This window comes from Acinetobacter sp. MF4640 (genome assembly GCF_002018895.1).
GTDB classification, from domain to species: Bacteria; Pseudomonadota; Gammaproteobacteria; order Pseudomonadales; family Moraxellaceae; genus Acinetobacter; species Acinetobacter johnsonii.
Genome location: NZ_MVOM01000026.1, coordinates 15871 through 36558, shown reverse-complemented (window position 1 = coordinate 36558; position 20688 = coordinate 15871). Strand labels below are relative to the sequence as shown.

General features: G+C 41.2%; 20 protein-coding genes. 9 read left to right on the top strand and 11 right to left on the bottom strand.

The genetic code is table 11. The annotated features are described in order from the left end of the window. Window positions 1-3: 3 nt before the first annotated feature. The gene (locus tag MF4640_RS10165; RefSeq protein WP_004696118.1) at window positions 4-1347 is read right to left on the bottom strand and encodes a dicarboxylate/amino acid:cation symporter; all 1344 of its coding nucleotides are present in this window, start codon (window positions 1345-1347) and stop codon (window positions 4-6) included. 409 nt (window positions 1348-1756) lie between these two features. On the opposite strand from MF4640_RS10165, the gene MF4640_RS10160 reads away from it, so the two are divergent. Continuing rightward, window positions 1757-2752 carry a glycosyl transferase family protein gene (locus MF4640_RS10160; protein ID WP_078389491.1) on the top strand — a complete coding sequence of 332 codons (996 nt, stop codon included), beginning with the start codon at window positions 1757-1759 and terminating at the stop codon, window positions 2750-2752. A gap of 28 nt (window positions 2753-2780) precedes the next feature. Here MF4640_RS10160 and MF4640_RS10155 read toward each other — a convergent pair whose 3' ends face one another. The 3 genes from MF4640_RS10155 to MF4640_RS10145 form a co-directional block, all read right to left on the bottom strand. After that, on the bottom strand, window positions 2781-3221 hold the full coding sequence (locus MF4640_RS10155) for a hypothetical protein (RefSeq protein ID WP_078389490.1): 441 nt from the start codon (window positions 3219-3221) through the stop codon (window positions 2781-2783). 93 nt (window positions 3222-3314) lie between these two features. Continuing rightward, the gene (locus MF4640_RS10150; RefSeq protein ID WP_058869973.1) at window positions 3315-3581 is read right to left on the bottom strand and encodes a YeaC family protein; all 267 of its coding nucleotides are present in this window, start codon (window positions 3579-3581) and stop codon (window positions 3315-3317) included. A 3-nt stretch (window positions 3582-3584) separates the two neighbouring features. After that, window positions 3585-4523, bottom strand: a complete 939-nt coding sequence (locus MF4640_RS10145; protein WP_004696112.1) for an NAD(+) kinase — start codon at window positions 4521-4523, stop codon at window positions 3585-3587. A 151-nt stretch (window positions 4524-4674) separates the two neighbouring features. On the opposite strand from MF4640_RS10145, the gene mrcB reads away from it, so the two are divergent. Both mrcB and MF4640_RS10135 read left to right on the top strand, forming a co-directional pair. Beyond that, a complete protein-coding gene (gene mrcB / locus MF4640_RS10140) occupies window positions 4675-7071 on the top strand; it encodes a penicillin-binding protein 1B (protein WP_078389489.1) in 2397 nt (798 codons plus the stop codon). Between the two features lie 21 nt (window positions 7072-7092). Next, window positions 7093-7641 (top strand): tetratricopeptide repeat protein, encoded by a 549-nt coding sequence (locus MF4640_RS10135; protein WP_078389488.1) that lies wholly within the window; start codon window positions 7093-7095, stop codon window positions 7639-7641. Between the two features lie 12 nt (window positions 7642-7653). Here the strand turns inward: MF4640_RS10135 and MF4640_RS10130 are convergent, their stop codons facing one another. Beyond that, the gene (locus MF4640_RS10130; protein ID WP_078389487.1) at window positions 7654-8553 is read right to left on the bottom strand and encodes an NUDIX domain-containing protein; all 900 of its coding nucleotides are present in this window, start codon (window positions 8551-8553) and stop codon (window positions 7654-7656) included. Window positions 8554-8703: 150 nt separating this feature from the next. On the opposite strand from MF4640_RS10130, the gene hemP reads away from it, so the two are divergent. Further along, window positions 8704-8871 (top strand): hemin uptake protein HemP, encoded by a 168-nt coding sequence (gene hemP / locus MF4640_RS10125; protein ID WP_004982394.1) that lies wholly within the window; start codon window positions 8704-8706, stop codon window positions 8869-8871. A gap of 122 nt (window positions 8872-8993) precedes the next feature. Here hemP and MF4640_RS10120 read toward each other — a convergent pair whose 3' ends face one another. From MF4640_RS10120 to MF4640_RS10105, 4 genes are all read right to left on the bottom strand, one after another. Further along, a complete protein-coding gene (locus tag MF4640_RS10120; RefSeq protein WP_078389486.1) occupies window positions 8994-10331 on the bottom strand; it encodes a sensor histidine kinase in 1338 nt (445 codons plus the stop codon). Next, on the bottom strand, window positions 10331-10990 hold the full coding sequence (locus MF4640_RS10115) for a response regulator transcription factor (RefSeq protein ID WP_078389485.1): 660 nt from the start codon (window positions 10988-10990) through the stop codon (window positions 10331-10333). The genes MF4640_RS10120 and MF4640_RS10115 overlap by 1 nt, the downstream gene beginning before the upstream one ends. A gap of 145 nt (window positions 10991-11135) precedes the next feature. Next, window positions 11136-11498, bottom strand: a complete 363-nt coding sequence (locus MF4640_RS10110) for a NirD/YgiW/YdeI family stress tolerance protein (protein ID WP_004696098.1) — start codon at window positions 11496-11498, stop codon at window positions 11136-11138. 101 nt (window positions 11499-11599) lie between these two features. Next, window positions 11600-13357 carry a GspE/PulE family protein gene (locus MF4640_RS10105; protein ID WP_078389484.1) on the bottom strand — a complete coding sequence of 586 codons (1758 nt, stop codon included), beginning with the start codon at window positions 13355-13357 and terminating at the stop codon, window positions 11600-11602. 208 nt (window positions 13358-13565) lie between these two features. Between MF4640_RS10105 and MF4640_RS10100 the strand changes: the two genes are divergently transcribed. Further along, complete coding sequence (locus MF4640_RS10100) at window positions 13566-14819, top strand: MgtC/SapB family protein (protein ID WP_078389483.1); 1254 nt, start codon at window positions 13566-13568, stop codon at window positions 14817-14819. 109 nt (window positions 14820-14928) lie between these two features. After that, a complete protein-coding gene (locus tag MF4640_RS10095; RefSeq protein ID WP_227518545.1) occupies window positions 14929-15963 on the top strand; it encodes a hypothetical protein in 1035 nt (344 codons plus the stop codon). A 49-nt stretch (window positions 15964-16012) separates the two neighbouring features. Here the strand turns inward: MF4640_RS10095 and tsaA are convergent, their stop codons facing one another. Beyond that, the gene (tsaA, locus tag MF4640_RS10085; protein WP_078389482.1) at window positions 16013-16720 is read right to left on the bottom strand and encodes a tRNA (N6-threonylcarbamoyladenosine(37)-N6)-methyltransferase TrmO; all 708 of its coding nucleotides are present in this window, start codon (window positions 16718-16720) and stop codon (window positions 16013-16015) included. A 102-nt stretch (window positions 16721-16822) separates the two neighbouring features. On the opposite strand from tsaA, the gene MF4640_RS10080 reads away from it, so the two are divergent. After that, complete coding sequence (locus tag MF4640_RS10080; protein WP_004982408.1) at window positions 16823-17602, top strand: ferredoxin--NADP reductase; 780 nt, start codon at window positions 16823-16825, stop codon at window positions 17600-17602. Window positions 17603-17711: 109 nt separating this feature from the next. Next, the gene (locus MF4640_RS10075; protein WP_078389481.1) at window positions 17712-18512 is read left to right on the top strand and encodes a DUF2071 domain-containing protein; all 801 of its coding nucleotides are present in this window, start codon (window positions 17712-17714) and stop codon (window positions 18510-18512) included. Window positions 18513-18898: 386 nt separating this feature from the next. On the opposite strand, the gene MF4640_RS10070 is transcribed toward MF4640_RS10075, so the two are convergent. Next, window positions 18899-19465, bottom strand: coding sequence for a TetR/AcrR family transcriptional regulator (locus MF4640_RS10070; protein WP_005400544.1), 567 nt, complete (start codon window positions 19463-19465; stop codon window positions 18899-18901). A 251-nt stretch (window positions 19466-19716) separates the two neighbouring features. On the opposite strand from MF4640_RS10070, the gene MF4640_RS10065 reads away from it, so the two are divergent. After that, complete coding sequence (locus MF4640_RS10065) at window positions 19717-20559, top strand: hypothetical protein (RefSeq protein WP_005400543.1); 843 nt, start codon at window positions 19717-19719, stop codon at window positions 20557-20559. Window positions 20560-20688: the final 129 nt, after the last annotated feature.

The window sequence follows — 20688 nt, the reverse complement described above, 5'->3', positions numbered from 1 at the left end:
AAATTATGCGTGAGCATTTTCTTCAACAGCCATCAAACGATCTACTTCTTCTGGATTTGCAAGTGCGAAGTTTAATTTTTCTTGGTCTAACTGACCCACCCATTTCGCAACAACAATCGTTGCCAATGAGTTACCCACCAAGTTGGTTAAGGCACGTGCTTCAGACATAAAACGGTCAATACCTAAGATAAGCGCAAGACCCGCCACTGGAATATGACCAACGGCTGACAAAGTCGCTGCCATCACAATAAAGCCCGAGCCTGTTACACCCGCAGCACCTTTCGATGAAATCAATAACACACCCAATAAAGTCACTTGGTGCATAAGATCGAGCTGAGTATTGGTCGCTTGTGCAATGAAGATCGCTGCCATTGTCAGGTAGATTGAGGTACCGTCTAAATTAAATGAATAACCTGTTGGAATAACCAAACCAACCACTGACTTTTCACAACCTGCAATTTCAAGCTTTTTCAGCATACGCGGTAAAACCGACTCTGAAGATGAGGTACCCAGTACGATCAACAACTCTTCGCGAATCATACGAATCATTTTCAAAATGCTGAAGCCACAAAGACGTGAAATTGTGCCTAAAACCAAGAAAATGAAAAGTAAACAGGTAATGTAGAAACAGATAATCAACTGAGCAAGTTGCGCCAAGCTACCAATACCATATTTACCGATGGTATATGCCATTGCACCAAAAGCACCAATTGGAGCAAGTTTCATGATCATATTTACAATGTTAAAGAACACATGAGAAATTTGATCGATGAACTTCAGTACAGGTTTACCTGCATCACCCAACTTATGTAATGCAAAACCAAACATCAAGGCAAAGAGTAGCACCTGCAGGATTTCACCTTCAGCAAATGCACCAACCACCGTGTTTGGAATGATATGCATAAAGAAGTCGACAGTCGATTGCTGCTGACCCGACTCAACAAATTTTGAGATCCCAGAAGTATCTAGTGTTGAAGGGTCAACATTCATGCCCACACCTGGCTTCCAGATGTTAATGACCAGTAAACCGATCAGTAGTGCAATAGTCGATACAATTTCAAAGTAAAGTAGCGCAACACCGCCTGTTTTACCCACAGACTTCATACTTTCCATACCCGCGATACCACTCACGACGGTACAGAAAATTACTGGCGCAATAATCATCTTGATCAGCTTAATAAAGCCTTGACCTAAAGGATAAAAAAGCTCGCCCCAGCCGGGTACATATTTTTCAACGCCATTGATAACTTGCGTACCACTAGGGAAAAAATGTCCTACTAAGATACCCGCAATAATCGCGACAATAACTTGAAAATATAGTGACTTATAGATTGGTTTCTTAGTCATAACGAATACTTCTGTAAATCAAAAGACTGAAAAAATCGGTATACCTATACTTCCTCATAGGTAGTTGGCTTTCTGATAAACACAAAAAAGCCCACAGTTTGGACCGCATCCAAACACCGGGTAAAAAAATCATGGTGTACAAACAACAGCACTGTGACAAAAATCACAGTTCATTCACATTTACTGCAATGGGAGAGACTAAAAACTAGCGAGTCACAATAATTGGGTAAATTTTACCTAACATTCTTTAATCAAAGTAAACTGATTTTAATCATAATGTATAAAATCTAAACAATATGGCTCATACTTTAGTCTAATGGTTGAAAATTTATTTAAAATTAAAAGTGCTGTTTTTTTGATTGTTCCACTAAAATAACTCAACACAGCCTTCACTTACTTTGGTTTTTTCATGAACAACAAAAGAAATATTTATAAAGATGCTGAGCACCCATTTGCTCAGTTTGTTCGCATTATTGGCAAAGGAAAAAATGGGGCACGCTCACTCAGTTATGAAGAAGCTTACCAAGCCTTTGATATGATCTTGAAAAATCAAGTGTTAGATGTACAGCTCGGTGCATTTCTGATGCTACTACGAGTTAAGGAAGAGTCTGTAGATGAACTGGCAGGCTTTGTTCAAGCCACACGAGATCAACTGCCGTTCACGGCTTTAGAGGTCGATTTAGACTGGTCTTCTTATGCAGGCAAGCGTAAACACTATCCATGGTTTCTCTTAGCGGCACTGACTTTAGCCAAAGCAGGTTATAAGGTCGTAATGCACGGCGCATCTGGTCATACCATTAACCGTATTTATACTGAACAGGTATTAGAGTATCTCGATTTTAATATTTGCCAAACTCAAGCAGATGTGGAACAGGAATTAGCGACGCATAATTTTGCGTATCTACCGCTGCACGCCATCTCCCCGATTTTAAGTGACTTAATTTCCCTACGAAATGTTATGGGTCTTCGTTCACCCATTCATACGCTTGCACGCTTGATCAATCCGTTTAATGCCAAAGCGACCTTGCAAGCTATTTTCCACCCTGCTTATCGTAGTTCGCATCAGCAAGCAGCATTTAAACTGGGTTATCAAAATAGTGCGGTCATTAAAGGTGAAGGCGGCGAATTTGAACGTAACCCAGATGCCAAAACACTGATCTGCGGCATTAAAAATGGTGAACTCTACGAACATGAGTTACCTAAACTCACCGACAACCGAAGCCCAATTGAAGAAGAGTTAGATTTGGCTGAGTTTAAAGCAGTTTGGCTGGGTGAAAAACAGCATGAATATGGTGAAATGGCAGTGACTGAAACCATTGGTATTGCGCTATATACCATGGGCGTCTGCGATACGTATAGCGATGCCATGCAACAGGCCAAGCAGCTTTGGCACACCCGTTTCTAAGCTGAGGGGACAAACAAAAGCGTGAACGTTATTCGTCACGCTTTTCGACCCAGTAAAAGTCGGCCCAGTAAGGATAATGCTTTCCTGAAGAATGAATATTTCTGAGTATCAACTGATCACCAATATGGATCTCAATTTTTTGAGATTGATAAGGGCCAGATAAATAAACATCTTTTTGTTGTCCAATGAGGTTTGAACAATAGATTTGATGGCTTTTTATCTTTTTCGATGCTTCACCTGCATGGGCGTTATGGATCTTTATTCCAATCAATAACATCGGATAACCATCATTTTTCATTGATGTGTATTGTGTGACGGGATTTTGAAAATTTTGACTCGGTAACACAGAAACATCTAATAAACATTCAATTTTTCTTGCATCACTTGTTCGCTCAGCAAATACATTGGTCGAAATTACAGTAATGAAGAATAAACTGAGTCGAGTGAGCTTTATTATTTTTATAAGCATAATGATTGAAACAGTTTGAAGGTATTCTTGTTAGATTGAGTTGTTGAATCACCAAGCATCTGTTGCTGAGCGATTCAACGTATTTTTAATCAATTAAATAAAGCGAATAGGTTTAAATTCTGGTTCAGGCACATGAGAATCACACTCCTCACCTTCTTCTTTATGCCCTTTATCAATATAACCCGTACGTTCTTTTTCAGGAGTATTCTGATGCTCCCAAGCAATAACGGCTTGCATACAAGTTTGACGTTGTTCAGCAGTCAACGCAACGCCATTCGGCCATTTACCAATTTCTACAGCTGTTTTTAAACGCTCAACAATATCGGCATCTAAAATAGAAAGCATCTGTTCAATATTCATGATTTAATCCTGTTGAAAAGAGTCAAAATCTTGGTTCCAACCGAGTTTAGTACGGCATGACATATAAAAATCATAACCCGGTGGATGTAATAAATTCAGTTTAAAGGGGTGCTTACGAATATGTAAGCTATCACCCACATTGAGTGAAACACTGTGTTGACCATCGGCACTGACCATCGGCAAGACACGGTTTTCACGAATCAGAAGCTTAATTTCACTATGACCACCCACCACAATCGGGCGTGAAGACAAAGTATGTGGATGCATCGGTACCAAAGCAATCGCATCCATCCCCGGATGCACGATTGGGCCACCACCTGACAACGAATAAGCGGTTGAACCCGTAGGCGTCGATACAATCAAACCATCACTGTGTTGACGGTAGACATATTGACCATCGATATTGAGTTCGAAGTCAATCATATGCACCGACTTACCCGAGTGTAATACCACATCGTTTAGGGCAATCGCATCATAAATCGTCTCGCCCTTTGAGCGAATTTCCATTTCCAATAAGAAACGACGATCTAACTGAAACTCACCTTTTAAGACTTGATCGAGCTTAAAAATCACTTCAGTCGGCTTGATGTCGGTTAAAAAACCCAAACGCCCTCGGTTTACACCCATTACAGGGGTATTAAATTTGACCAAGGCACGTGCAGCATGCAGAAGTGAGCCATCCCCGCCCACCACAATCACCAAATCGACCACTTCACCCAGAAGTGCACGACTCACCGTTTGTGTGTTTTTATAAGGAACCAGTTCAGCGGTTTGCGCATCAAAAACGGGATGTAACCCTAAGCTGAGTAGATGATCATGAATAAGACATAAGGTTTCGACAACTGAAGACTTATCTGGACGTCCAATTAAGCCTATGTTTCGAAATGTTTTATGTGAAATTTGCACCTGCAACATCGCTCCGCTACGATTCCCGCCTATCATAACATTATTTATTTAAATTGATTCAAAAACTAAAGTGACTGCTGCTACACGCGGAATTGTCTATATTTCAGTTTGTTCACAGTTTAATTATTGCAAATTAGCGAAAAGCTTCGCATGATTAGCACAATTTCTCAGGATCTTATTCGTATTTATGAAGTCAGAACGTGGCATAGGTTTAATTGCACTGATCTTCTGCATCTTAGTCATTGCAGCATTCTTGGTGTTTAGTATTTATTTAATAAGACTCGACTCCGTTGTACGTGACAAGTTTGAAGGCAAGCGCTGGGACATTCCTGCGAAGGTATTCGCACGCCCACTCGAAGTGTATACCAATGCCCCTGTCAGTCAGGCTGACTTCACTCAAGAGTTAAAACTTTTGGGCTATAAGTCCTCGGAAAACTATACCAAATCAGGGAACTTTGTCAGTTCTGGCAATGAGCTATATGTACACACTCGTGGCTTTGACTTCGGTGATAGTATCGAGCCTGAACAAGTGCTTAAAGTCACCTTTGCCAATGAGCAAGTGGCTGAAGTCAGTGCAACTAAACCCTCATCTACAGGGATTGCACGTTTAGAGCCGATGCTGATTGGCGGGATTTATCCGCAGCATAATGAAGACCGTGTCCTGATTAAACTCGACAAAGTCCCTAAGCCTTTAATTGAGGCTTTAATTGCAACAGAAGATCGTAATTTCTATAGTCACCACGGCGTTTCGATTCGTGGTACGGCACGTGCGATTGTGAGTAATGTCACGGGTGGAAAACGTCAAGGTGGTTCAACACTGACCCAACAGTTGGTGAAAAACTTCTATCTCACCCCTGAAAAAACCATTAAGCGTAAAGTCAATGAAGCATTTATGGCTTTATTGGTCGAATTTCACTATGACAAAGATGAAATTTTAGAAGCCTATCTCAATGAAGTGAACCTCGGTCAAAATGGCAACTATTCTATTAATGGTTATGGTTTGGCTTCGCAGTTTTACTTCGGGATGCCTTTGCGTGAGCTAAATATTGCGCAACAAGCTTATTTGGTGGGTTTGGTACAAGGTCCAACCTTATATAACCCTTGGCGTAACCCAGAAGCTGCGAAAAAACGCCGTAATATTGTTTTAAACAACATGTTGGTCATGGGCTATCTGACCCAAGAACAATATGAAACTGAAACGGCTCGCCCTTTAAATGTGATTGCCAAACCGACTCTCGGCCCTTCACGTTTCCCAGATTTCTTAGACATTGTACGCCGTCAGTTACGTACCGAATACCAAGAAGGTGATTTGACCAACCAAGGTCTACGCATCTTTACAACGCTCGATCCGATTGCCCAAACCAAAATTCAAGATGCATTTAAATCGACTGTTGGTCGCTTAAGCCGTGGCTCAAGCCGTCTAAAAGAGCTGCAAGGTGCTGTGTTAGTTGCACATCCTGAAAATGGTGAATTGGTCGCAGCTGTTGGTTCAACCCAAGACTTTACTGGTTTTAACCGTGCACTCGATGCCAAACGTCAGGTCGGCTCACTGCTTAAACCTGTGATTTACCTCAGTGCGATTCAGTCGGGACGTTACAACTGGGCCAGCCCAATTGAAGACAGTAGTATTAGTATTCAAGCCAATGGTAAAGCATGGACACCTAAGAACTATAGCGGTGGCGAACATGGCGTTGTGCCGATGGTACAGGCACTGTCTAATTCATATAACTTGTCAGCAGTTCGCCTTGGTCAAGAGTTTGGTTTATCGACGTTTAGTAACCACCTAAAACGTTTTGGTGTGACCAGTAATATTCCAACCTATCCATCCATTTTCTTGGGTGCGGTAGACATGTCTCCGATGGAAATGCTCAGCATTTATGGCAACTTTGCCACAGGCGGTTTTAAGTATCCGACTAAATCCATTCGTACTGTTGTCGATCAAAATGGTCGCTTACTAACCCGTTATGGCTTAAATGTCCAACAAACCATTAACCCTGCTTCGGCTTATGTCCTGAACTATGGTCTACAACAAGTGATGACCTCAGGGACAGGTCGTTCAGCTTATAACACTTTACCGAACTCACTTCAGCTTGCAGGCAAATCTGGGACCACCAATGACACCCGTGACTCATGGTTTGCCGGTTACTCGGGCAATTATGTTTCTGTGGTTTGGCTAGGTTTAGATGACAACAAACAAACTGGCTTAACAGGTTCTTCAGGCGCGTTGCCAGTGTGGACCAATGTAATGAGCCAGCTGCGTCAAAAACCAGTCAACTTACGCCAACCTGATGATGTGCAATGGCATTGGATTGATCGTGGCACGGGTTATCTTGCTGCTCAAGGTTGTGAGGGCGCAATGTATATTCCCCTCTTGCGAAACACCGTACCACGTAAAGCAACTGCATGTGGCTTACCACATTATCAAGTTGAACCCACTTACAGTCCTGAAACAGATGGTTACCAAGCTACACCTGAACAAGGCGACAGCATAGACAACTATATTCGTGAAAGTGAATCGAACATGCAGCGAAACTTAGAAGATGAGACGCAAGTCATTTCGAGTGGTAGCTATCAACCTGAATAAATAGGACGGATTTAAATTTTGATGTGGTTTAAACGTTTAAGTATCTTAGTAACCATTGTGACTGTGGCAGGCTGTCAAAGTCTCCCACAGCCAGCTGAAAAAAAGATACCTGAAAAGCCGACACAGTCGGATAAAGAGCAGAAAACACCTTCAGGGGTAACAATTCATCCTTATGATCGCGAAGAAATTCAACGTCAGAAGATTGTGATTCCTGAGCAGAAAAGCAAACAACAGTTTGATGATGGGCGACAGCTTCCTGCTTTTAAAAGTCTGATGCAAAAAACACAAACGGCCTATCGCCAAGGCCAGTGGAGTCAAGCACAAAGCTACGCCATGCAAGCACAGCGTTTAGCACCACAGTCGAGTGAGACCTTTTTGTATTTGGCTTTAATTGCCAATCAACAAAAACAACCTGCAAATGCGGAATCGCTTGCACGTCGCGGCTTGAGTTATGCCCAAAGCAACGCCATGAAAAAGCAGCTTTGGAGCATTATCTTAAAAGCAGGTCAAATGCAGAAGAATCAGAAAATCATTCAACAAGCCCAAACGGCAATCAAAAGTCTGTCTTAAAAGCACGCTCCGTTAGATGGAGCGCTGCCCTGCTATACCATAAGCGCCATAACTTTGTGCTTTGGCTAAATCGGCTAACTGTAAGCCGCCCAGAGCAAAAATCGGGATATGAATCTCTTCTGCAATCAAGCTCAACTGTTCCCAACCCAAAGTTTCACTATTTGGATGGCTGAGCGTTTCAAGTACAGGGCTGAGTAAAAGAGCATCACAGCCAATTTCTTGTGCATGTTCGGCACTGCGACGGTCATGACAGGCCGCTATATAACGCTGCCCAACATTCAGCTCTCCTTTACTCAATTGCATCAGTTGAGATTGTTTCAGGTGTATGGCCGCAACTGCCTGCTGTTGTAGTGAATTTAAACCTTTCCATAATTCTATATTTACAATCACCCGTGCCAATTGTTCTACACTCAGTTCTGCAATTTTTAAAATATGTTCAGGGCTGGCAGGCACTCGCCAATACAGCACTTGTTGTTCAGGCAAATCCTTCAACAGATCGATTTGATCTGAAATTTTAATCACGGGTGCAGCATAGAGTCGCTTCAAAATGGCCTGATTGGCTTTTGGAAAGTTAAGATCTTGTAATTCGGCACGCTTGAACCACGCCCATGGTGAGTGAATATCTGCCAATAGATGATTTGATACCACAGCATGAAATAAATGCAAATTGACAATCACATCGTCATATTCAAACTGAATACAGTCAAAAGCATGCCAATCTTGTATATCAATTCCTACTTCTTCTAACACTTCACGGCGACAGGCTTGCTCAGGCGTTTCACCTACTTCCACCTTCCCTCCAGGAAATTCGTGCTTATTGCCCTGATGCTGTTCCGCCTGACGCCAACCCACCAACACTTTGCCTTGATGTAAAAGGATGGCTATAGCAACTTGAACCAAAGGTTTTGACATAATCAGATTCCATTTCAGATGTGTAGTGTATTGAGTGATTGCATGTAACGATATTGAAGTTTTTTATATTTTCAGCGAGAAAATGTTGACAGCCTTATTCGATAATGATTATCATTTAAATCGTTCAACATATACCACGGAGTCGCCAGAATGAACGCACCATTTAGCTTATTTACTCGTAACGAAACAACCCATTCACTACCAATGCTACACTCAAACAACTTATTTGCCCTAGGCCGTGAAATTCGCATTATGCATGCTGGAGAAGAGTATCGTCTACGACTCACTCGCAATAATCGACTCATTCTTACCAAATAAGAACTATAAAAACCCAATAATAATAATCGTGGAAACAAGCAGTATGTCAGCGCGTACTGCTTTTTAATGTCTTTAAGTTTGATCATTTATCCTGTTTTTATCACAGATCACAATCTGCATATCTAAACCTCAAGCGCATTTAACAGCAGTTCCACTTTTAAACCGCCTAAGTCGGATGAACTAAATAACAGCTGCCCTGCATGTAAATCGACAATTTTCTGACAAATCGATAAGCCTAAGCCTGAACCTTGTGTTTTTGTACCTAAAGCCCGATAAAAGCGTTCACCTAAACGCTGGATAACTGCTGCATCGACCCCATTTCCGCTATTTTCAATCCTCAGTCTGAGCTGCTGTTTTTCAATCGTGAGATTGACAAAAACTTGTGCCTGCTCGGGGCTATAGCGAATGGCATTGTCGAGCAAATTGCGAAGTGCGCTAAATAAGAGCTGCTCATTGGCCAAGACACAGGCTTGCTCTGCAAGCACCACGTTAATTTTAATCTGTTTTGAGTCAGCAAACGGCTGTAAAGCTTTAATCACGTCCTGCATTAGTAGACTGAAGTCAAACTTAGTCTTCGCCAAGCCCTCCTTTTGCTCAGGGTCTAGACGCGCCAGCAATAACAAATTATCCAACACCTGTACCCCACGACTGACATCTTGCTGGATCGGTTTGAACTCACTTTCAAGTTCAGGGAACTTGCGCTTGAGCACCTGAAGTCGCATTTGTATCGCAGACAGTGGAGAACGTAACTCATGTGAAGCATCCGCGGTAAAGCGCTGCTCTGCCACTAAAGCTTGGTCTAAACGCGCCAACAAGGCATTCAGCTGAGATAGCATCGGTTGCAACTCAATCAGCTCAGGTTCTGGCATAGAAATAGGTGCTAAATCATTGACCGATTTATTTGAAATTTGCTCTGAAACTTGGTGTATCACCCGAAATTTACGTCGAATGGCAAAATGCATCAACAACCACTGTACACACCAGACTAAAAACAACACACCGCTGAAAACTAGGATGCTTTGCCAAAATGCATGGAAACGTTCGGACATCGACTGGGTCACTTGAACCTGTAAACCGTGATTATCCTGTGCAGTATAAATACGCCACAGTTTATGCTCTGACCAATAAAAGCCATAAGGTGCATCTGAAACCAAACTCAAATGATCAACGGTAATTTTTTCAGGCACATCTTCGGATGCAGTCAAAAGTTGCTGTGCATTATCGAGTCGATAGCGAATATCAAACTCATCACTAAGCTCTGCCAAGGCTTGACCATTGCTGACCGTTAAATCATCTGCCAGCAACATATCGGCCATTTCATCCATGATTTCATCTTGCATAGTCATGGTCTGATAAACCGACACCCCAATAAACATCAGCAATGCCAAAAGCCCCGCCAGTATCGAACTGAGGAGCGAACTTTTAACAAGCTGACGCTGCAGTGAAATTGGCTGAGCCATTATGTGTCCTGATTCATTCTGTAGCCCAAACCACGTATGGTTTTAATACAATGACTACCGAGTTTTTTTCGTAATTGATAAATAAAGACCTCAATCGCATTACTTTCGATTTCATCGCCCCATGCATAAAGACTTTCCTCAAGTTGTTCCCGCGTAACAACATATTCGGGCTTGAGCATCAATTTATGCAAAATTTGAAACTCTTTGGCAGTTAAATTAACAGCTTGACCATTTTGAGTCACACTTTTGGCTTGTGGATCGAGCTGAATATTGGCATAGCTCAATACCTGCGAGCTGCTATGCTGCTGTCGAAGTTGTAAGCGAATTCGAGCGGACAATTCCTCTAGACTAAAAGGTTTGACCAAATAATCATTGGCGCCCAAGTCTAGCCCTTCGACCCGATCTCGAATACTGTCACGCGCTGTGAGAAAAATCACAGGAGTCGATAGGTTCTTGCCACGGACTTTCAGCAAAATGTCATCACCTGTGGCATGTGGCAAACCACGATCTAAAAGCACACAGTCATACTGATGCTGTTCAATGGCTAAAATGGCATGGTCGCCCCGTTCCACCCAGTCGACACTGTAGCCATCCATTTCAAGCCAAGTTTTAATACTCTCAGCTTGAGAGGCATCATCTTCTGCTAATAATATCCGCACTGCTTAACCTGCCTAATCACTATTGTTTAGATCATGCCGTGAAATGACTCAAAATACAAAAACCACAGGGCTAAGATCAAATCTTAGCCCTGTGGTTTTTTTAAGAAAGCCCAATCAAAATTGAATTGAGCTTGGGCAAGTGTGTTTAGAATTTCACTTGATCTACGTCAATTTCAACGCGTTTTGCTGGTTTGTAGTCAATATCTACTTCACCGATAATGGTTACAGGTGTTTTAGCCGAAATTGCTTTGCCACCCCATAATTCATCATCAATGTCGACAGTAATTGAACCAGTTTGGTCACGGAATTCATACTTCTCATCCCCAATGGCTTTGACCACATAACCTTTTAACTGGACGTGACTGTCATCTTTTAATGTTAACGCATGCTTAACTGTAGTTGGTGTTGAAGCAGCAACTGCCGCTTGGTTCACTGCGGTGTTTGCTACAGCGACAGTGGTTGAGCCAATAACACCTGCAACCAATAACGCTTTCATCATCATATTCATATCCAGTACCTCTATTTAATTGTTCATCTATTTGATGAAGTCATTAAACCAAAGCTAGATGAGCTGAATCTTAAGAAAGATTCAATTAAAGCATTAAACGCTTAGTTAAGTGGGACGACACGTAACACTTCTTCTAGTGTCGTGACGCCTTCTAAAACTTTACGAGCACCCGCAATTCTTAAAGGCTCAATGCCTTCTTTTTTGGCTTGTTGACGCAGTGCAGTCAAGTCACCATTGGCACCAATCAGTTGCTTTGCCTCTAAACTCACGGGCATAAACTCATAGATGCCGACTCGTCCTTTGTAGCCCGTTTGACGACACTCTTCACATCCCACTGCGGTAAAGACTTTTTCAGGCATCTCCATAATGTAATCAAAAGTCAGATGCTCCCATTCTTGGCTGTTGATTTGCTTTTCAACTTTACAATGTGGACATAAACGACGTACGAGACGCTGTGCCAATACCCCTAAAATGGTTGCCGCGGTTAAGAACGGTTGTACGCCTAAATCATGCAAACGCGTTAGACTGGAAGGTGCATCATTAGTATGCAGAGTGGACAGCACCAAATGCCCTGTAAGTGCGGCCTGAATCGCCATATTGGCCGTATCATGGTCACGAATCTCACCGACCATAATAATGTCAGGGTCTTGACGCATCAGCGCGCGAACACCATCAGCAAACCCAAGATCAATGCCTGTATTCACCTGCATTTGGTTAAAACTCGGCTCTAACATCTCAATTGGGTCTTCAATGGTACAGACGTTCACCTGTTCGGTAGCCAATTGTTTCAAAGAAGAATAAAGCGTGGTGGTTTTACCTGAACCCGTTGGCCCTGTCACTAAAATAATGCCGTGACTATGCGAAGTCAGCGCTTGCCAATCACTGAGCAAATGCCCTTCAAAACCCAACTGCTGAAAACTGCGCACTAAAACTTCAGGGTCAAAAATACGCATCACCAACTTTTCACCAAAAGCAGTCGGTAAAGTCGAAAGACGTAGTTCTGTTTCTTGCCCTTTCGGTGTCCGTGTTTTTAACCGTCCATCTTGTGGTTTACGTTTTTCCGCCACATTCATTCGACCTAAAATTTTAATCCGCGAAATCACTGCGGTTAAAGTATTGGCAGGCATGTTATAAATCGTATGCAGCACTCCATCAATACGGAAACGAACTTTGCCGTTGTCTTTACGTGGTTCTAAGTGAATATCACTGGCACCTTGCTCAAAAGCAAACTGTAGAACCCAGTCGACTAATTTAACAATGTGTTGGTCATTGGCATCAGGGTTTTGACTATCACCCAACTGTAAAAGTGCTTCAACGCCTTTATTATCACGGTCATAACTCCCAGACTTCTGGGAGTTACTGACGGCGCGACTCACCTGATAATACTCGACCATATAGCGCTGTAATTGTTCAGGGCTGAGTAATACACGCTGGATTTTTTTCGGTGCAACATTCTGCTCCAAATTTGCAATCCAATCTTTCATATACGGCTGATCTGTTGCAATCAAAACTTGATTAGCCTGAACTTCTACTGCCAAGATTTTATTGCGGAAGGCGAATTCTTGAGACATCACCGAAGTCAAAGCTTGCACATCGGCTTTGAGTGGATCAATCACATAAAACGGTAATTGGGTCTTTTCGGCTAGCCACTGACACAGCCGATTTAATGTCAGTCTCGACTGTGGATGCGACTGATCCACCAGATTAAAATGAGCAATCCACTGTAAAGGATGCCACTTCAATTGATCGCGTTGACGGTGCGAGGTTTGTACTAGATTTTTTTCTTTTTCAGTAATTCGCCCATCTTTAAACAGTTGATCTAAGCACCAAGTGGTATCAATTTCAAAATTAAAATTCATTGTTATACGTCCCCAAACATAACCCCACTATAGCAAGATTTTCTGTATTCATTCGCACAAAGCATAAGCAAATCCTACAAATATCGAGGAGCAGCCAAGCTCATCAATATAATCACGAATTTACTCACAAATCTTGCTCTTTTAACTTGAATCCACCTTCAGCATTCGCCTATATTTTAGACAGGTCATTAGATTTTGTGAGATAGGCTTGGACTTCAGCATAGTTTCCATTAACAACTTAGCTTTATCTGAGGTCCTCATCACCTTGGCTTCAGCATTAGGCTGTGGCCTATTGATTGGTTTAGAACGTGAACGAAGTAAACAACGTGAAAACCAACAGAGCTTTGCAGGACTACGCTCCTTTGCAATTTGTGCACTCCTCGGCGCTATTTGTTTTTTATTTGGTGTCAATATTGGCATTGTCGGTGCACTGATCATCGGCGGCATAGTTATATTCTCAATGAAAAACCAAACAGAAGATTTGGGTTCAACCACTGAACTTGCCTTTGTCATGACTTATTTTATCGGGGCGATGTGCTTATGGAATACACCTCTAGCGGCAGGTTTAGCCGTGCTCCTGACCATTATTTTAATGACCAAACATCCGATGCACAGCATTGCGGGGAAATGGATTACTGAGGCTGAGTTTAAAGACGGTATCTTTCTCCTAGCGCTGATTTTAATTGCCCTGCCCTTAACGCCGAATACGCCTTTATGGGGTGCTGTGTTGAATCCCTATATTATTTTAAAATTAGTCACGCTCATTCTTGCTGTTCAAGCGCTTGCACATATCGCCAAACGACTGCTGAGCACTAAAAATGCCATGATTTTATCGGCAATCGCTTCAGGTTTTGTATCGAGTACAGCGACAGTTGCCAGCTTAGGGATGGAAGTACGTGCAGGTCGAGCACTCGCCAAACCCAATGCAGGTGCAGCACTCATGTCCTGTATTGCAACTTTGTTGCAATTGCTGATAATAGTTGCAGGTGTGAGTATACTTTGGCTCAAAACCATACTGCTTCCGACCCTTGTGGCAAGTGTCCTTTTAGGGATCTGTGCCTACATGTTGGTACGATCTGCACCTGCGCAAGAACAACATCAACCCACTGATTCACGCATGTTTAGCCTAAAAGAGGCTGGCATTATTGCTCTGACTTTGACGCTCATCCAAGCGGTTGTGTATGGACTCAACCTTTGGCTGGGAGATGCAGGTTTAATCGCTGGGACTTTGTTGGCCTCTTTATTTGAAATTCATGCAGCGATGGCAACAGTCGTGATGCAAGGGGCTCCGACAGACACGGCAGCAATGTCAGCATTTATCTTAGGTTTGGCTGTACACGCTGTTGCCAAATCCGTTAATGCCGCCTTAACAGGTGGCAAGCAATACTTTATTGCTTTTGCCCCGATTCAGATTTTGCATATGGTGGTTTTGATTGGGCTACTTTGGTGGACGATTTATTAATTCGATTTAAATAATTAATTTTTTATTTTCATCATATTAATCTATAATCAGCCCGCTTCATTTTTAAACAATAACTTTATTAATAATATATTTTTGAATCGGGATCTTTATGAAATTTAAAATATTATCGCTTGCAGTTTTTAGTGCATTAATGCTTAGCGCGTGTGGTGGCGGAAGTTCTGAGAGTTCTAACAATACCAGTACTAGCAATAACTCAACATCCAGTAATTCTTCAAATAATAACTCTAATAATACAAATACAGCCCAACAATGGGAAACTGTTCGTATTGATTATTGGTATGACTCACATACTCAAGCTGTTGATTTTGGCGTGCTAAATACAAAAATTACGCTGGCTGATGGCAAAGCTTATGCTACTTTCGATGCAGATGATGATACAAATGAAATTTACTTAACTGAACAAGGCGAGTATCAAACATTCGGCCCTACCAATAGCTATGGCGCTTTAATTGGCCAAATGACCTTCATCAATAATCAAATCAAACTTCGGCCTTATTCCGCAATCGGATCTACAGGTTTAGAATTCACCACAACTGTGGCTCAGCGTAATATTGCTGGTGAAAGCGTACTTTCAACTGTAGACCCTGACCTGAATTGGAACTTGGACTATCCTCAATATAGCGTGAAGTATCCAGATGAAATCAATACAAAATTAAAAGCATACCAAGCATTAAAATTCCCAGCGGGTTCAACCTGTTTACAGGAAACAGAATACTCCAATAATCAGGAATATTTACTCTTATCTGAAGCAGAAGATGTATATCAACAGGACTTTAATGAATACGCAACGGCTTTTGCCAGCCAAACTGGGCAGAAATATTTTAAATACACAAAATTTAATAATGCGCTTGCCTATCATTACAGCCACGATGAAACCGAAGCACACGCTTTTAGTGGATACACTCAATATAAAGGCGCCTACTATACAAGTTCAAAAGAAACTGCTGGCGTAGAGTCCAATCTTGCAAATGATATTCAATCAGAGAAAGAGCGAATAAATCAAATGAATGTGTCTGTCGACGAGAAAACCGCTCGTTTAACTAAGGCAGATGGGTTAAATAAAGGTTGTGATTTATACAATTCAGTTGCAGCAAATTATTTAAAACAAAACCTGAAGTTTTAAATCTATTCCGAATAACTCAGTGGGTTTAAGTTTGAATCGATACAGGAGCTTATAGCTCCTGTATTTCTATACACGTTTCATTCACTTTAAATTTCACATCTAAATTTGCAAATTTCATCCCATAAATTCGCGCTTCATCATCCTGATACGCCGGTCTGGGATCTAAAGATAAAACGGCTTCAAGCTCTTGTACGGTCTGTAGTGAAAGTTTTTCACTCATCAAAAGCTGCTGCTTCTGTTCGATCGCCCGATCCGACCATATCACCGATTTACGTTTAGGTTCATCTTGCGCATAGCCACTTTCCGCATCTATAACTGCATCTGAGTAGTGAATATAAGGTTTAATATCAACAATTGGGGTGCCATCTAGTAAATCACTTCCTGTGACATACACTCGAACTGACTTCCCCTCTTTTTTGACGCACTTGAGCCTCACCACCGATAGACCAATCGGTGAAGGACGATACATGCTGCGCGTAGCAAATACCCCTATTTTTTTATTGCCCCCTAAGCGTGGCGGACGAACTTGTGTACGAAACTGGGTTTTTTCTGGATTTTTATTGTCATGAAACTGCCACACCAACCATAAATGACTAAATGCCACAATTCCTTCAAAGGCTAGAACATCATTATAGGGTGCTAGCATTTCAATATACGATTCCACTTGAACCAAATTAGGCTGACGAGGAATACCAAACTTTTCCTTATAAGAAGAGTGCATATAGCCAATAATTGGCAAGGTTAACTCAGTCATCATCACTTTTTCTAATAAGCTCAATTAAATATATTCAGTTTATCGAGAATGATTTTAGATTAGAATAGCAACCTGTTCTAATTTGATAATTTATTGAGACCTTTAATGGCTGCTTTCAACGTCGAAAAGATTACTCACGTCCACCATTGGAATGATACTTTATTCTCTTTTAAAACGACGCGCGACACTGCTCTACGTTTTAAAAACGGTCAATTTGTGATGATCGGCCTTGAAGTAAATGGCAAACCGTTAATGCGTGCTTATTCTATTGCTAGTGCAAACTACGAAGAAGAACTTGAGTTTTTCTCAATTAAAGTTCCAGATGGCCCGTTAACCTCTATTTTACAAAAAGTTAAAGTGGGCGATGAAATTTTGGTATCTAAAAAACCAACTGGAACTTTAGTGCTTGATGACTTAAACCCAGGTAAAAACTTATACCTGCTTTCTTCTGGTACAGGTCTTGCGCCGTTCTTAGCAACCATTCGTGATCCTGAAACGTACGAACGTTTTGAGAAAGTGATTGTGGTTCATGGTACACGTTTCATTTCTGAGTTGGCTTACCAAGACCTCATTTTAGACGAACTTCCGAACAATGAGTTCTTTGAAGAGCTAGGCATTAAAGACAAATTGGTTTACTACCCAACGGTTACTCGTGAAGACTATCCAAACCAAGGTCGTGTCACAACTGTGATTGAAACTGGCGAGATTTTTGAGAAGATCGGTTTACCACGTTTTAACCCAGAAACGGATCGTGCAATGCTTTGCGGTAGCCCAGCATTCCTCGATGACGTTGCTGCACTTCTAGACCAACATGGTTTAAAAGAATCGCCACGTATGGGTGTACTTGGTGACTACGTGATTGAACGTGCATTCGTTGAAAAATAAGATCGTATAAATATATTAAAAAACCGAAGCTTAGGCTTCGGTTTTTTATTTACTCTACGCATAGTTTTATCTAATATTAAAAAAAATAACAAATCTAGAATTTAAACCCATGACCTTTCCAGAACTCAAATTTAAAGACTATTTACATCCAAAACCCAAGCCCAGCGGCCTCGATGTACAGTGCAAACTCCAGCATTTTGCCCTCATTACTTATACCGTCGACCCAGCGCGGTTTAAAGAGATCATTCCAGCACGGTTTAAGTTAGACACGGTCCAGTACCAAGGCAAACAACATGCACTGATGTCGGTAGTCCCCTTTATCGATGTCGATTTCAGCTCCGCAGTTTACCCTTTTCCAAAATTCACGATGGGGCAAACCAATTATCGAGTCTACGTGATTGATCAGGAGACACAAGAACGTTGTGTTTGGTTTTTAGGAACGACTTTGGACTCTTGGACACTGATCGTTCCTCGTTATGTTTGGCAACTACCGTGGCATTCTGCACAGATTGAGTTTGATTGCCAGCAAGATGCAGAGGGTCGATATACACAATATAAAATGCGTACCCAATCGGCATGGGCCACTTCAGATGTGCATTTGTCTCAGTCCGAACATGACCCATGGCATTTTGAAGGCTTTCCCAATTTAGAAAGTTATCAGGTCTTCTTGACTCATCCTTTGGCAGGATTTTACCATCGCCGCGATGGAAAACTCGGCAGCTATCGTGTGTGGCATGGGCGCTTACATCCAAAACCTGCAACGCTGCATTATGCTCGCTTTGAACTTTTAGCAAGGCTCAATCTTGTATGCTATGAAGATCAGCTTAAACCTTATAGTGTATTGATTGAACCAATCAATGAATTCACCATTTATTTACCGCCGAGTTGTCTTAATCATTCGGGTAAATAACTCAATAAATAATGAATACCTTACATGTTTTAAGGGATATTAAGCATGATGAATAAATTTCAGCCAGAATAAAGATAGATTGGTTGTTTTTCTCCACAAAGTCTCTATAATTCAACAAAACAGACAAGTCTGTCTATTTTTGCTGAAATACTGAATGACCGAAAACATTCAGAGGGTAAAAAAATATAAGAAGGCACTTTAAGTTGCTCATATCCATATCATGCATTATTGTCAAATAATGTGCGATATGGAACATAATCATTATCAGCAAAGCGCGATAACTTAACCGTTATCGCGCTTATTTATTTGTACGTGATTTATTTTAAACTCATTTAAGCCAGCAATATAATGTGTATTGGGTTAACTCTAAGATTAAAGTTGATATATTAGGCAGCTGAAAGTTCCATTTGAATTAAAGTATTCACACGCTTCCAATAATCTTCCAAATGCACTTGCTTCGGATCGATTTGCGCTTGTATGGTCATGCCATCCAAAATACTCGATAAAAAAGCCGCCAACTGTTCATCCTGCTTCACACCTAGACGATTCAAAGCCTGACATAACTTGCCTTTTAACCATTCTTTATAATCAATTGCAGGCTGTAGCGAAGAAGGATAAATTTTTGAAATTTCTTCAACTGCCTTTTGGAACATACAACCATTAAAATCCGCGCTATGAAACCAAGCATGGTACCATTCAAAAATTGCACGAATATGGGAGAGATAATCACTTGGGTCACATGCAGCAATCGTCGCTTCAAGCGACTGCTGTAAATTTTGGTTTCTTGTCACTAAGCATTCTTCAATTAATTTAGCTTTAGATGGGAAGTATTTGTAAAACGTCATTTTAGCAACGCCAGACTCGCTAATAATCCGATCCACACCGATAGAATTATAACTATGTGAGTTAAAGAGATTAAGCGCTGTGTTAATGATGTCTTCTTTTTTTGACATTTATTTTACCTGATGCACAAAACTTTAAAATTAAGCCATTAACCCAAAAGAACAGCACATGAAAACGAAATACATCGATTGAAGACGATATTATATATCAAATTTAGATCAACACCGTTTTTTTATAAGAAACAATATCAATATTAAAATAACCATTTGAAATATATAGTTTTTAAAATAAATAAAACACTAGAAGAGTCGGATCTTTTTCACTATGATAAAAATGATGACAATTAAAATTTACTTCGTATATGAATGCTCTCTCCTTCACCCAGTCTGAACATACCCGCGCAGAAGTTTTGCGCTTTATTGAACGATCCTTAAGCTCAGCGTCATGGGCAACCAATACTCAAGCGATCATCCGCTTGAAACAAACGACAGCCGAACATATTTTATTTCAACATCCGATACTGACACGGCTGCATCAATGCCAACTGAGCCTTGAACAGCTGAAATTTATTCATCTGAATTATTTTACCGCCATTGTCAAAATTTTCACTGATGCTTTGAGTATGGCTATGTATCAAGCACTGCAACTTGAGCACGACAGTAATATCGTGGAGCAAGACCGCATTGCAGCCAAGATATATGCACGTTATTTGTTGTCACTAAATCTTCTAGATGAATTGGGTTTTAATACCCATCAACTTGAGAAAAGCTCACCCTCTAAATCGCATTTGGTCTATTTCCTTCAACTGATGCAGCAACTTGAACTCAATGTCACCGATCAAAAACAGACCGAGCCTGAAGCATTTGCAATCGCACAATTTATTCAAGAACATATTCATTCTTATGCAGACTTGCTGCTCATTTTGGCTTGTACTGAATTACAAGTGATTAAGTTTAGTGAAGCACTCAGAACTAATCTCGCAGCCTATGATCCTTTATTTACCCAAGGATACTATGCATGTCATGGCCTTGCAGAAACATGTGATACAACCCTTGCTAACGATGACAATCATGAAGACGACGTTTGGGTGCTATTCACACAATGCTATAAACCTGAACAGGCTCTGTATTTCCAGCAACTTCAAACTGAATATTTAAGTCTATGGAATAACTTTTGGAGCAAGATGAGTTTACGAACTCATTAATTCACCTCAGTAGCTAAACGTCCTTGTACACTCACGTATCCAACTCTTGAATATGGAGTGAATTCACATCTTATGAATGCCAAGCATTAATTTCCAGCAGTAGTATTAAATCTAGAATTAAACCGTAGA

Coding starts and splice junctions, on each gene's coding strand:
- MF4640_RS10165 (WP_004696118.1), bottom strand. CDS start 1,347: ATGACTAAGAAACCAATCTATAAGTCACTATATTTTCAAGTTATTGTC.
- MF4640_RS10095 (WP_227518545.1), top strand. CDS start 14,929: ATGAAATTTAAAATATTATCGCTTGCAGTTTTTAGTGCATTAATGCTT.
- tsaA (WP_078389482.1), bottom strand. CDS start 16,720: ATGATGACTGAGTTAACCTTGCCAATTATTGGCTATATGCACTCTTCT.
- MF4640_RS10150 (WP_058869973.1), bottom strand. CDS start 3,581: ATGAATATTGAACAGATGCTTTCTATTTTAGATGCCGATATTGTTGAG.
- MF4640_RS10120 (WP_078389486.1), bottom strand. CDS start 10,331: ATGGCTCAGCCAATTTCACTGCAGCGTCAGCTTGTTAAAAGTTCGCTC.
- hemP (WP_004982394.1), top strand. CDS start 8,704: ATGAACGCACCATTTAGCTTATTTACTCGTAACGAAACAACCCATTCA.
- MF4640_RS10080 (WP_004982408.1), top strand. CDS start 16,823: ATGGCTGCTTTCAACGTCGAAAAGATTACTCACGTCCACCATTGGAAT.
- MF4640_RS10065 (WP_005400543.1), top strand. CDS start 19,717: ATGAATGCTCTCTCCTTCACCCAGTCTGAACATACCCGCGCAGAAGTT.
- MF4640_RS10135 (WP_078389488.1), top strand. CDS start 7,093: ATGTGGTTTAAACGTTTAAGTATCTTAGTAACCATTGTGACTGTGGCA.
- mrcB (WP_078389489.1), top strand. CDS start 4,675: ATGAAGTCAGAACGTGGCATAGGTTTAATTGCACTGATCTTCTGCATC.
- MF4640_RS10160 (WP_078389491.1), top strand. CDS start 1,757: ATGAACAACAAAAGAAATATTTATAAAGATGCTGAGCACCCATTTGCT.
- MF4640_RS10155 (WP_078389490.1), bottom strand. CDS start 3,221: ATGCTTATAAAAATAATAAAGCTCACTCGACTCAGTTTATTCTTCATT.
- MF4640_RS10130 (WP_078389487.1), bottom strand. CDS start 8,553: ATGTCAAAACCTTTGGTTCAAGTTGCTATAGCCATCCTTTTACATCAA.
- MF4640_RS10075 (WP_078389481.1), top strand. CDS start 17,712: ATGACCTTTCCAGAACTCAAATTTAAAGACTATTTACATCCAAAACCC.
- MF4640_RS10105 (WP_078389484.1), bottom strand. CDS start 13,357: ATGAATTTTAATTTTGAAATTGATACCACTTGGTGCTTAGATCAACTG.
- MF4640_RS10110 (WP_004696098.1), bottom strand. CDS start 11,498: ATGAATATGATGATGAAAGCGTTATTGGTTGCAGGTGTTATTGGCTCA.
- MF4640_RS10145 (WP_004696112.1), bottom strand. CDS start 4,523: ATGATAGGCGGGAATCGTAGCGGAGCGATGTTGCAGGTGCAAATTTCA.
- MF4640_RS10070 (WP_005400544.1), bottom strand. CDS start 19,465: ATGTCAAAAAAAGAAGACATCATTAACACAGCGCTTAATCTCTTTAAC.